Source organism: Acidobacteriota bacterium (genome assembly GCA_022340665.1).
Lineage (GTDB): Bacteria > Acidobacteriota > Thermoanaerobaculia > Thermoanaerobaculales > Sulfomarinibacteraceae > Sulfomarinibacter.
The window spans coordinates 17485-29743 of record JAJDNM010000043.1; the positions used below are offsets into that span (position 1 = coordinate 17485).

General features: G+C 62.2%; 9 protein-coding genes and 1 pseudogene. 6 read left to right on the top strand and 4 right to left on the bottom strand.

All coding sequences use genetic code 11. The features are described from left to right. Positions 1-16: 16 nt before the first annotated feature. Positions 17-829, top strand: a complete 813-nt coding sequence (locus LJE93_05890; protein ID MCG6948430.1) for an alpha/beta hydrolase — start codon at positions 17-19, stop codon at positions 827-829. A 14-nt stretch (positions 830-843) separates the two neighbouring features. On the opposite strand, the gene LJE93_05895 is transcribed toward LJE93_05890, so the two are convergent. Beyond that, complete coding sequence (locus LJE93_05895) at positions 844-1122, bottom strand: Lrp/AsnC ligand binding domain-containing protein (protein ID MCG6948431.1); 279 nt, start codon at positions 1120-1122, stop codon at positions 844-846. 155 nt (positions 1123-1277) lie between these two features. Here LJE93_05895 and LJE93_05900 point away from each other — a divergent pair, with 155 nt between their 5' ends. The 5 genes and pseudogenes from LJE93_05900 (at position 1278) to LJE93_05920 (ending at position 6127) form a co-directional block, all read left to right on the top strand. Beyond that, complete coding sequence (locus tag LJE93_05900) at positions 1278-2480, top strand: aminotransferase class V-fold PLP-dependent enzyme (GenBank protein MCG6948432.1); 1203 nt, start codon at positions 1278-1280, stop codon at positions 2478-2480. A gap of 99 nt (positions 2481-2579) precedes the next feature. Then, positions 2580-3191, top strand: a pseudogene (locus LJE93_05905) (superoxide dismutase). 412 nt (positions 3192-3603) lie between these two features. Next, a complete protein-coding gene (locus LJE93_05910; protein MCG6948433.1) occupies positions 3604-3921 on the top strand; it encodes a hypothetical protein in 318 nt (105 codons plus the stop codon). A gap of 110 nt (positions 3922-4031) precedes the next feature. Beyond that, on the top strand, positions 4032-5012 hold the full coding sequence (locus LJE93_05915; protein ID MCG6948434.1) for a threonine/serine dehydratase: 981 nt from the start codon (positions 4032-4034) through the stop codon (positions 5010-5012). Beyond that, a complete protein-coding gene (locus LJE93_05920) occupies positions 5009-6127 on the top strand; it encodes an aminotransferase class I/II-fold pyridoxal phosphate-dependent enzyme (GenBank protein ID MCG6948435.1) in 1119 nt (372 codons plus the stop codon). The genes LJE93_05915 and LJE93_05920 overlap by 4 nt, the downstream gene beginning before the upstream one ends. Here LJE93_05920 and LJE93_05925 read toward each other — a convergent pair. Genes LJE93_05925 through ygfK form a run of 3 tightly spaced genes read right to left on the bottom strand, consistent with a single transcriptional unit; the run spans position 6124 to position 12258 of the window. After that, positions 6124-7473 carry an amidohydrolase family protein gene (locus tag LJE93_05925; protein ID MCG6948436.1) on the bottom strand — a complete coding sequence of 450 codons (1350 nt, stop codon included), beginning with the start codon at positions 7471-7473 and terminating at the stop codon, positions 6124-6126. The genes LJE93_05920 and LJE93_05925 overlap by 4 nt on opposite strands. Further along, entirely contained in the window at positions 7470-8864 is a 1395-nt protein-coding gene (allB, locus tag LJE93_05930; GenBank protein ID MCG6948437.1) for an allantoinase AllB, read from the bottom strand. The genes LJE93_05925 and allB overlap by 4 nt, the downstream gene beginning before the upstream one ends. Before the next feature lie 22 nt (positions 8865-8886). After that, complete coding sequence (gene ygfK / locus LJE93_05935; protein MCG6948438.1) at positions 8887-12258, bottom strand: putative selenate reductase subunit YgfK; 3372 nt, start codon at positions 12256-12258, stop codon at positions 8887-8889. Position 12259 lies beyond the last annotated feature (1 nt).

A 12259-nucleotide genomic window follows, 5' to 3' on the forward strand; every position in this document is an offset into this window, starting at 1 on the left:
TGACGATCAGCCCGTGATGACAGCAGCTGAGTTGGGTGCTCTGCCGCATCCCGCAGCGGATCATCGACTCCGCTACGGCAATGAACCGTCACAGTTTGGCGAGCTGCGGCTGCCGCCAACACTCGGACCGCACCCGGTGGTGATCGTGATCCACGGCGGCTGCTGGCTGGCCGAGTACGGTCTCGATTACATGTCCGCCTTTTCCGACGCCCTGGCCGCAGCCGGAGCCGCTACCTGGAGCATCGAGTACCGGCGGGTGGGGGACCAGGGAGGTGGCTGGCCAGGGACATTCGTCGACGTCGGGCGGGCCGCGGACCACCTGCGAGAAATTGCGCCACAGTACGATCTCGATCTCGATCGAGTCGCTGCGGTCGGCCATTCGGCTGGTGGACACCTGGCCCTGTGGCTCGCAGGCCGCGCCGGGTTGGAGAGGGACGATCCGCTTCGTGGGAGTTTGCCAATCAGGCTGAGCGGTGTCGTTACACAGGCCGGAATCCCGGATCTTGCGTCATACACATCCCCGGACGGCTGCGGATCGGCGGTGCCGGGTCTGCTTGGCGGAGATCCCCCTTTTCCGCTGCAACTGCTGCGACGCTCCTCGCCGGTGGAGATGTTGCCTCTAGGGGTCGACACGACGTTGGTCATTGGTGATCGCGACACGATCGTGCCCTCGAGTCAGGCGCGATCGTTTGCCGATGCGGCGCGGCGGATGGGTGAGACGGTGGTGGTCACCGAGATCGCCGGTGCCGGTCATTTCGAGCTGGTGGATCCTTCCCACCCGGGGTTCCGCGTGATTCGGGAAGCAATTTTCGGCATCCTCGCGCGCTGATCGTGGCGGATCTCTCAGTCGAGGCCGACCGAAAACATGCCATCGAGATCGTGGCGAGAGTAGGTCCGAAATGCGATCAGAGTTTCAGAGGATTCGACTCCTTCGGCCTGCAGCAACTCCTCGGTGACGAGCCTCGCGATGTGGGCGTCGTCGCGAGCCCGAATGATCGCTACAAGGTCGTACTGGCCGGCAACCGAGTAGACCTCCGAGATCCCTTCCAAGTCAGCGAGTTCCTCCGCCACCTGGTTGATTCTGTCGCGTTTCAGCTTGAGAAGAACGATTGCGTTGACCATGGTGCCTCCCCTCGGGGCCCGGCGCTTTGATGCTCTGGTCGCCCATCATACCGTTCCTCCCATACTCTATGATGTGGATCGCTGTCGGGCACCCTCACCGATGGCATCGAGGATGGAAACCGCGGAGTGGGGACCGATGTTGGAGCTGAACTGATATGGCTGAAATTCTCACGGAATCTGAGCTCGCGCAACGCTGGATGCTCGATCCGGACGTGATTTTCCTCAACCACGGGTCGTTCGGGGCGACGCCCATCGCGGTGCTCGAGGAACAGGCGCGGATTCGCCACCGGATTGAGACCGAGCCGCTCCAGTTCTTCGATCACCATTACCTCGACGAGCTCGACCGCGCGCGAGCTGTCCTTGGCGAGTTCCTCGGAGCGACGACCGACGGCCTCGCATTCCTGACGAATGCCACAACCGGTGTCAACACCGTCCTCAACAACATCCGGCTGCAGGAGGGTGAAGAGCTGCTGGTCACGGACCACGAGTACAACGCCTGCCGCAACGCGATCAACGCAGCCGCAGAGCGCGCCGGGGCGCGAGTCCTCGTCGTGCGGATCCCCTTTCCGCTGGCGAGCGAAGACGAGGTGGTGGAGAGGATTCTGGATGGGATCTCGGAAAGGACGAGGCTGCTGTTGGTCGATCACGTGACGAGCCAGACCGGCCTCGTGCTGCCGATCGGTCGGCTGGTCCGTGAGGTACAGGGGAAAGGTGTCGATGTGTTGGTCGACGGCGCCCACGCACCGGGGATGGTGAGCCTCGACCTGGATGCCCTGGGTGCGGCCTACTACACCGGAAACTGTCACAAATGGCTGTGCGCACCGAAGGGGGCGGCATTCCTCTATGTGCGGGCCGATCTCGTCGAAGGTCTCAGACCACTGGTCATCAGCCACGGCGCCAACGCTGGAGCCGAAACCAGATCCCGTTTCCACCTGGAGCATGACTGGACCGGCACGCGCGACCCGAGTGCCTGGCTTGCGGTGCCGTCGGCGTTGCGCGAAATGGAGTCGATGGTCGAGGGGGGGTGGGAGGCCGTACTGCGTCGTAACCGAAAGCTCGTTCTAAAGGGTCGCGAATCGCTGTGCGAGACGCTCGGTATCGACCCACCATGTCAGGAATCGATGATCGGAAGCCTCGCATCCCTTCCCTTGCCGGCGGGTGACGACGGCTCGGTCAACGAGCTATTCCCATTCGATCGGTTGCAGGAACGCCTGTTCACCGATTTTCGAATCGAGGTGCCGGTGATCTCGTGGCCGTCACCACCCAACCGCGTGATTCGAATTTCGGCACAGCTCTACAACCGCCCAGAGCAGTACGAGATGCTAGGGGAGGCGCTCCGCGTGCTGCTCGAGATCTGAATTCAGCGGGCCGGGAATCGCGAGGCCGGCTTCAGCGTTGCATACATCAAGAGTTGCGACTGCGACTCGATTCAAGAAAATCGCGACAAGGAGACCCTTATGACCTTCACATTGCCCGATTTGCCATTCGACCCGAGTGCGCTCGAGCCGCATATCGACGCACGGACGATGGAAATTCACCACGGAAAACACCACCAGGCCTACGTGACCAACCTCAACAAAGCGCTCGAAGGGCAATCGGACCTCGCGGGCAGGACTGCCCTCGAGCTGGTGATGGATCTGGAATCGATTCCGGAGGGGATTCGCTCCGCGGTGCGAAACCACGGTGGTGGGCACGTGAACCACACGCTGTTCTGGACGGTCATGAGCCCGAACGGCGGAGGCGCGCCTTCAGGAGGCCTGTCGGAAGGCGTCAACAGGTCGTTCGGTTCCTTCGATGCATTTAAGGCTGATTTCACTAAGGCCGCGGCGACTGTTTTCGGAAGCGGTTGGGCATGGCTTGGTGTGAAGCCCGACGGCACCCTGGCGGTGACGAAATCGGCCAATCAGGACAATCCGATCTCCACCGGCGAGATGATTCCCATTCTGGGACTCGACGTGTGGGAGCACGCCTACTACCTGAATTATCAGAATCGTCGCCCCGACTACATCGAAGCGTGGTGGAACGTGGTTGACTGGAACAGGGTCGAGGGCTACTACGCGATGGCCAAAGCCGGCGAACAGGTACGCTCTGTTTCTGACTGGGCGAAGGACCAGTGGGCCGAGTTCGAGGGGATTCTGAAGAAACTGACCGATTAAGGTCAAGACGCACGCTAATGGCTGGATTGCCGCCGCTCGGGCCATCCCGCGAGGCGGCAATTTTTTTATTGCGCTGATACTTGCCGATTCCCGGTTATCATGGCGCAGAGGTTCAACCCGCATTATTCATGGGGTTTCGTTACGGGGGCGGCGAGGTGAAATGCTCAATGGGGTTTGCGATCGGAGGGGCGCGGAGGCGTACTTGACGGTACGTCGCGTACCCCGAGGCGAGCAAACACTGCCGAGTGGCGCGCATCGTCGGCCGCAGTGGGGCCCTCACGAATAATGCGGGTTACCATCGAAAATCTATTCTGGAGGAGGAGTCATGGTCAATATCGGTAGGTGGGCGTTCATCATCGGTTTCGTGATCTGCGTGGTGGCTGGCTTGGTGATTGCCGAGCCCTGGATGTACTGGGTGCTGGCGGTTCTCGGGATCGTCGTGGGCTTCATGAATATCACGGCGGTCGAAACAAGGACGTTTCTCCTCGCTGCCATCGGATTGATGCTCTCTGCGTCGTCGGTGCTCACCCTCCCGCTGATTGGCGTTGCGGTGACGAAGGTGGTTGCAAACCTGGTCGTCTTCATTGCAGCTGCAGTCCTGGTGGTCTCTCTCAAGTCGCTGTTTGAAGTGGCAAAGGACTGAGCCGTACCAAGGAAATTCCGTTCAAGAATCCCGGGACAGATCGTCCCGGGATTTTTTCTGGACGAGCGTCAAGGAGATCATTCGGTTTGAGCTCTCTACCGGGTCCCGCGATGATGGATTCGATTGAAAAGGCCCACCGGAGAATCGTTCCCTACATTCGCCGCACCGAGTGTCGCCTGGCTGTCACCCTTAGCGAAGCGTTAGGTGGAGAGGTGTATCTCAAGCTCGAAAATCTCCAACACAGCGGATCGTTCAAGCTGCGTGGCGTGATCAACAAGATCCTCTCGCTTTCCGAAGATGAGTCACACAAGCTCCTGGTCACAGCATCCACCGGAAATCACGGCGCGGCGTTCGCGCACGCGCTGGAGTTCTTCAGCCTCGAAGGCAAGCTCTTCATGCCGAGGATCGCGACGGAAACCAAGATCGAGAACATCCGATCGACCGGAATACCGTTCGAGCTGGTGGGCAAGGACTGCGTCGAGGCCGAAGCGTCCGCGGCCGCCTTCGCGAGGGATCATGGTCACGTGTGGATTTCGCCGTACAACGATCCCCGGGTGGTGGAAGGGCAGGGCACCATCGGCGTCGAGCTTCTCCAGCAGCTGGGCACGGTCGACGCGGTGCTCGCGCCGGTCGGGGGTGGTGGCCTGATCTCGGGAGTCGCCGGCTACCTGAAGGCGGCGGATTCGTCGATCGAGGTGATCGGCTGCCAACCTGTGAATTCGTGCGTCATGTACGAGTCGATCGAAGCCGGTGAGATTCTCGACATCGAAAGCGTGCCGACGATCTCCGACGGCACGGCTGGCGGTATCGAGGATGGAGCCATCACCTTCGAGCTTTGTCGACGGTACGTCGATGATTTCATCCTACTCGAGGAGGGGGAGATCATCGATGCGATGCGCTGGCTCCACCAGCAAGAAGGACTGACCGTCGAGGGCGCGGCGGCGCTGGGCCTAGCGGCGGTGCTCAAAAATGTGCACCGGTTTGCCGGGCGAAGAATCGCCCTGATACTGTCCGGTGGCCGTGTCGACGAAAAAGCGCTGGCCTTCGTGCTGGGTTCGAACGGTCGACCGGGCAACGGGGAGAGAACATGAAGATCCCCATCTTCGAGCTCGAGCGCGTGCAATCGCTGTATGAGAACACAGTCGAGTACAACCTCACCGAGAGCGGCTTCCACCCGTTGACGCTCGAGGAACTGTTGACGCCTGACCAGATCCGCGAACTCACGAGCACCGTCCTCGGCTACGGCCAGACCAATGGCTCCGTACCGCTCCGCGAGCGGATTGCAGCCCTCTACGACGGGCAGAACATTGACAATGTACTGGTCACCGCCGGCTCGTCGGAGGCGAATTTCGTTGTCTGCCATACCCTGCTCGAGGCCGGAGACGAGGTGGTGATGATGATCCCGAACTACATGCAGATCTGGGGCATCGCCGAGGAGATAGGTGCGATTCCCCGGGCCTTCCACCTGCGCGAGGAGAACCGGTGGGCGCCGGATATCGGCGAGCTTCGCGCACTGGTCAACGACAAGACCAAAATGATCGCGATCTGCAACCCGAACAATCCGACCGGCTACACCCTTTCGACAGCAGAAATGGCAGAGATCGTCGACATTGCCGAATCGGTTGGCGCCTGGGTTTACTCCGACGAGGTGTATCGAGGGGCGGAACTGGACGGCGTCGAGATTCCGAGCTTCACGGGAATGTACGAACGCGCGATGGCGTGCGGCGGCCTGTCGAAGGCCTACGCCCTCCCGGGGCTGCGGTTGGGGTGGTTGGTGGGGTCGGCGGCGGTGATCGCCGATTGCTGGGCCTACCGCGACTACACCTCGATCACCGCCGGGATCCTCAGCCATCGAATCGGCGAGATTGCCCTGAGTCCGAATGTGAGACGGAGTATTCTCGAGCGCAACCGTTCGATGCTGCGAAGCAATCTTCAGGTGCTGAGCGATTGGCTGGCTGACTACGATGATCTCTTTCGGTTCATTCCCCCCAAGGCGGGCGGGATGGCGTTCATGCACTACGATCTGGACATCAACTCGACGGAGCTGGCGGACTGGCTGCGAACCGAAAAGAGCGTCTTCATTTTGGCTGGCGACTGCTACGGCATGGACCACTACTTCCGGGTCGGCGTCGGGGCCGAGAAGCGTGTGCTGATTGCCGGGCTGTCGCTGATCCGTGAAGCCCTGGTTGAGAGATTCGGCGTCTAGCTCAGCTCGTAAAACCTCTCCCAAAGACCGAACGCTTCGGTACGTGCCGCCTCCGCGATGGCGATGGGGTCGAGCGTCGTGTGCTGGAAGTCCTCGAGCAGCATGCGTCCCCCTGCAATAGTGTGGCGCACGGGCGTTTCGGACGCTCCGTAGACCATCTGTGCAAACACGTTGTCCGGACTGATCGGTGTCGGCGGCGGATCGCCGATAACACAGATGTCGGCCGGTGCTCCCGGCCGGAGTTCGCCGAGCAATGGTTCGTCGAAGAACCGTCGCGCGACCAATGCGTTGGTGTTGAGCAGTCCGGGGTGGGCGGAGAATCCGACTGTAGGGTCCCCGCGGCCGGCGCGCTGCACCAGGAACGCAGCCCGCAACGCCCGCAGCACCGAAGAGGACATGCCGTCGGTACCGAGGCCGACGGTGCAGCCGTCGGACGCCGCTCGCTCGACATCCAGCCACCCGACTCCGTTGTTGGCATTGGACTCCGGACAGTGGACAAGGACCGAGTTGTTGTTGGCCACCGTCGCGCGCCCTTCCGCGTCGAGATGAACGCCGTGGATGAGCAGCGCGCGTTCGTCCAGAAAGCCCCGTTCTTCGAGGCGAGCGAGGGGGAGAGCTCCGTAAGCCTTCTCTGATGTCTGCAGGTCGATCGGATCTTCGGCCACGTGTATATGACAGCCCGCGTCGGAAGGGCGCCGGGTCGCTGCCTCATCCAGGGTCTCATCAGTGACGGTGAAGCTTGCGTGCAGCCCGAGGGTGCCACGAATTCGGTGGTGTTTGCTGTGGCTGTCGATGAAACGAAGATTTTCGACCAGCCCCGCAATCGCACCTTCGTGGCCGTTACGGTCCGTGACCTCATAGCACAGGACGGCCGAGAGGCCGGCTTCGTCGATGGCCTCCGCGATGGTGTCGAGACTTCCTCGAATGCATGACGGTGAGGCGTGATGGTCGAACAACGTCGTGCAGCCCCATCGAATGCACTGGGCGGCCCCGAGCAGTGCCGAGAGGCGTACCGTCTTCGGTGTGAGAGCTCGGTCCACCCGCCACCAGAGCTGTTCGAGAATCTGACCAAAATTTTGCGGGACGCCACTCGGGGCCAGGCCGCGGGCGAGTGCCGAGTAGAGATGATGATGGAGGTTGATGAGGCCCGGCATCACCAACCCGCCGTGGGCATCGATGAGGGTCGCGTCAGGGTACTTTTCGCGAATCTCGGCTTCCGGTCCGACCGCGACGACGTGTGTTTTCGACCAGGCCACCGCGCCGTCTGCCCACACCTGGGGAGACTCTCCTCCGGTCATGACTGTCCCGTTGTGCAGCAGTTGGATGGGCTCTCCGGTTTCGTTCACGCAACTCCCCTCCGTACCCACTCGCCGGTGCCGGCGGGGCCGAAGAACTCGGTCCCTTCCGGTCGACGCTCGAAGACACTCTGACCGCGCACGTAGGTGGCTCGTACCCGTCCGTTCAACTCGAATCCATCGAGGGGCGTGTAGCGGTTGAGGTTATGGAGATCATCCGCGCGAACCGTCCATCTGGCAGCTTCGTCGAAGACCACGAAGTCGGCGTCGCAGCCGGGTCGCAGCCACCCCTTACGATGGTCGATGCCGAAGAAGCGCGCCGGCTCGGAGGACAGGAGCTCGGTCATGCGTTGGAGGGTGATCCGACCGGCCGCAACCCCTTGGGAGTAGAGATAGGGGAGGAGGAGCTCGACGCCGGGCACGCCGCCGTAGTCGGTCCAGATCGAACCGGTCTGTTTCTCCGCCGGCCAGCGGCCGGCGGCATGATCGGTCGTGACGAACGCGAGCTCACCGAAGGCGAGACCCTGCCACAGCCGCTGACGGTCCGACTCGGCCTTGACGACAGGGGCCGTTTTGAGCACCGATCCCATTTGAACGAGGTCCTCGGTCGTGAACTGGAGAAAATGGGGACAGGTTTCGGCGGAAATCGGCAGATCCTCGAGACGTGCGGCGCTGACGGCGTCGAGCGCCTCGCCCGACGCGAGGTGGACGATGTGGACTCTGGCTCCGGTGTCTCGAACAGCATCCACCGCCGCCAGGACCGCCGACGCCTCTGCCGCTGCAGGACGACTGGCGGCGTAGGCGGCCGGTGAATCGTCGCCACGCTGCTTCGCCCGTTCCGTGAGTTCGTTGACGATCGTTGGGTCTTCGGCGTGCACGCCGACCGGTATCCCGAGCTTGCGCGTTCGGCTCAGCACCTCTCGGATCTCGGAGCTCGTCAGATGGCGAAAGGTGTCCATGCCAGAGAGCATGTAGATCTTGATTGCGGCAACCCCGGCATCAACGATGTCGACAAGGTGGGTGCGCCACTGCGGATCAGTCATCGCGTTGCCCGAAACCCCGCCCCACAGCATGTAGTCGACATGGGCCTTCTGTCCGATGACTTGCAGCTTGTTCTCGAGCGCGGCATGGGTGACGACTGGGGGGAGGGAGGTGCACGGCATGTCGACAACACAGGTGACACCACCGGCCGCGGCCGCCGCCGTGCCGCTGGCGAAGTCCTCGCGCTCCGTGAACCCGGGATCGTTGAAGTGCACGTGCCCATCGATAGCTCCCGGAAGCACGAGCGCGCCGTCGAGGTCGACCCACTGCTCTTCGGTCGCCGCAGTCTCGGACCCGGCGGGAAGGACCTCCTCGAAGCGTCCATCTTCCACCACCAGCTCGACCGGGTCGGTGTTGTTGCCGCCCGACGGAATCCTCAGGTTGATATAGCGCGTTCGCATGTCGGGAACAGTCTAACCCGCATCATTCCTCACCGGGTGTCGCCACCAGCCACGCCGGATCGGCTTCCACAAGCGGAAATTCGGGCATCGATGCGGCGAACGAGCGGTGGAGGACGACCATAGTGCCGAGTTGATCCGGTTCCAGCGCGGGAGCGTCGGTGGTCCGATCGCGGACCGTACATTCGTACACCTCGAGAGTGGCGGGTTCCATGGTGACGTCGGCCACAGGCGAGGTGTAGCGAAGCGATCCGTTGGCCTCCAGCAGCTGGTGGGTTGCGCCCGCGAATCTCGCCTGCAGGCCGCGGGCATCTCCAACTCGAATAAACATGAAAGCATTGTTGTCCTGGGTGTTGAAATCCTCGCGATTCAGGAAGAGACGGGGTTTGTCCTTCCAGGGCCGGCCGGAGGTGGGACAGAAGGTGACGCAGTTGCCGCACTCGTTGCACGCATCGGCCAAGACCGCGACCTGAGGCCCCTGCTCAACTCGAAACAAAGCTGTGTTCAAGACTTCGTTGTCTGAAACCGGGATGCCAATTTCTTGCGGTTTCACGAGATAGGTGAGGATTGCCCGATTCGGGCAGACCGAGTCGCAGGTCGAGCACATGAGGTCGCAGTCGAGACAGCGCGACGCTTCTCTTTCGGCGTCCGGGGGAGAGAGGGTCTGGACGACCTCGGCAAACCCGGTCCGGTGATCGGGCGCCAGATGCGGGATCGCGACGCGGGGCGCGACCGTGGCTCTCCGACGCAGCAATCCGGGCCGGTCGAACTCCGGCCAGGGTGAGGGCGCGGGGTGAATCGCGCCGGATCCCCGTCGTCTCGCGATGATCGCCTCGGCGATCGTTCGGCCGTCGCTGCAGGCCTTGACGATATTCGATGGACCGGGACCGATGATGTCGCCACCCGCGTAGACGCCGGGGATGGAGGTCTCGAGCGTTTCAGGATCAACCGCGAGATAACCGCTGACGTTCAGCTCGACCTCGGCGTCGCCGAAGAGGGAAAGATCCGGCCGCTGGCCAATCGCCACAATCAGGTTGTCGAGCTCGATCTGACGCTCGGTCCCTGGAACTGATTCGGGCGAGAGCCGGCCGGATTGATCCGGGGGCCCGAGGCGCATGGTCATCATCTCGACCGCGATCAGCCGCCCGTCCGCCGTGATAACGCGGCTCGGTGCGACAAGCTCCTCGAGGGTGCCGCCTTCGGCGAGCAGATCGAGCAGCTCTTCTTTCTGGGCGGGCATCTCGGCACGCGTTCGGCGATAGAAGACGGTGACCTCGCCGTCGATCAGGCGACAGGCGGTACGTGCGCAGTCCATGGCAACGTCTCCGCCGCCGATGACGCCGACCCGCCGACCAAGGTCGGGCGGTGCACAGATTCGGGACGCGCGCAGGAAGTCGAGCCCGTCTAGGACTCCGTCGCTGTCGTCGCCATCGATCCCGAGGCGGAGGCCGTGGCGGGCGCCGACCGCGACCACGATCGCGTCGTATGGCTTGCTGCGAAGGGAGTCCAGCGAGACGTCCCGACCGATCTCGAGGTTATGATGGACCTCGACTCCGAGTGCACGCAGGAATTCCAGATCTCGTTCGATCGCTCTCTGTGCGGCGCGGTATTCGGGGATGGTCGCGGACACCATGCCGCCACTCGCGGGCCGTCCCTCGAAGATGGTGACTGCGATTCCGGTTCGGGCGAGAAAGGTTGCAGCACCGATCCCACACGGACCGGCGCCGATGATAGCAACCCGAAACGGCACCTCAGGTTGCGCTCGAGGCAATTCCGGAGCCCCTTCATGGTCAGTGATGTAGCGCTTGATTTCGCGTATTGCGAGCGGGTGGTCGATGTGGGTTCTCAGGCACACCCGTTCGCACGGATGGTGGCAGGCGCGGCCGAGAATCGAGGCCAGGGGATTGTCGGCGCGGGTGATTTCGGCGGCCTCATCGATCCTTCCGGCGGCGACCAATCGCATGTAATCGGGAACCCTTTGTTCGATATCACAGCCGTCGGTGCACGGGGCCTCGATGCAATCGAAGTTTCCGAGAGGCCGAGACGTCTTCGTGTGAGCCCTGTCGAAGGTGTCGCGATGGTACGCCGGGTCCGACAGCACTGATTCGGCATAGCGACGGAGATTCCGCTCGGCAGCATCGCTGACCGGCTGATCCGTTGAAGCCGCGGTGGCCAGCACGAACCCGTCGATGTCTTCAGCACCAGAGTCGGTGATCGATTCGCGCAGGCGTTGCAGGTAGTGGTTGATACGGAGATATCCGCCGGGACGGAGCAGATCCGAGCATACCGTGACCGTCTTGATTCCGGAGCGGATCAGCGAAGGGATGTTTGAGGAATCGGCGCCGCCGGAGAACGAGATCATGAGCGGATGAGTCACATCCTCGGAAATCTTGCGGGCGAGTTGGACCGTGAGGGCGTGCAGTGGGCGCCCCGAGAGGTACATCGTTTCCTCCGCGGGATCGAAGACGGAGCGGTGGTTGTGGACGGCAAGCGTGTTGGTGAGCTTGACCCCGAACACGAGATCGAGGGCGGTTGCCGCATCTGAAAGCTTCTTGAGCAACGAAATCGCGCCTGGATACGCGAGGTCTTGCTTGAAGACTTTGGCCGGAACCGAAACGTCAGTGAAACCAAGGCAGTCGTTCAGAATGGAACGCAAGCGGTCCGGCCCGAGAAGCGTGGGATTGAGCTTGACGCTGGTGTGGAGGCCGCGTTGTCGCAGTAGATAGTCGCAGATCGCGCCGATCTCGTCGGGCGGGCACCCGTGCATCGTGGAGAGGGTGACATTGTCGGACAGGCGAGAGGGGATCACGATGTTCGCCGCTTCAGGAAAGCGATCAACGATCTGTTCGACGGCCTTTTGCAGGGTTTCGCCCGCGTCCTCGACCTTGTCGAGATACCACTGCATGTTGTCCTGCTCGATCCCGGTGAGGTCGTAACCGACCGAAAGATTGAAGTTCAGCCCCGGTTGATCCCCGGGGAACGCCAACCGACGGTGAAGCGCGTGGATCAGGACCCATGCCTTGAGGTACTCGGCGTACGACTCCTCGACGCGTAACTCCTGGGACCACTCGATGTTGTACCCCTCGTCCTGCATGTCGATACACGGTTTCGAGACCTCGATCCGGTCGAGGGTCTGGACGGTCTTGAGCTCGATGAAACGCGCCCCGCACAGCCACGCAACGACGATATTCTGGGCGAGTTGCGAGTGGGGACCTGCGGCAACACCGAGTGGCGTTTCGAGCCTCCGGCCATACACCGTCGTTTGAAACGGGTCCCGCGGATCAGGTCTGAAAAAGAGCGAGGCAGGAACACCGAAGATCGAGTCCTTCGTCTCCAGCTCGTCGGCAATCCAGTTGGCAAGAACCTCCAGCGAGATCGGATGAAAACGGTCGGACATG

Coding starts and splice junctions, on each gene's coding strand:
- LJE93_05890 (MCG6948430.1), top strand. CDS start 17: ATGACAGCAGCTGAGTTGGGTGCTCTGCCGCATCCCGCAGCGGATCAT.
- LJE93_05895 (MCG6948431.1), bottom strand. CDS start 1,122: ATGGTCAACGCAATCGTTCTTCTCAAGCTGAAACGCGACAGAATCAAC.
- LJE93_05900 (MCG6948432.1), top strand. CDS start 1,278: ATGGCTGAAATTCTCACGGAATCTGAGCTCGCGCAACGCTGGATGCTC.
- LJE93_05910 (MCG6948433.1), top strand. CDS start 3,604: ATGGTCAATATCGGTAGGTGGGCGTTCATCATCGGTTTCGTGATCTGC.
- LJE93_05915 (MCG6948434.1), top strand. CDS start 4,032: ATGATGGATTCGATTGAAAAGGCCCACCGGAGAATCGTTCCCTACATT.
- LJE93_05920 (MCG6948435.1), top strand. CDS start 5,009: ATGAAGATCCCCATCTTCGAGCTCGAGCGCGTGCAATCGCTGTATGAG.
- allB (MCG6948437.1), bottom strand. CDS start 8,864: ATGCGAACGCGCTATATCAACCTGAGGATTCCGTCGGGCGGCAACAAC.
- ygfK (MCG6948438.1), bottom strand. CDS start 12,258: ATGTCCGACCGTTTTCATCCGATCTCGCTGGAGGTTCTTGCCAACTGG.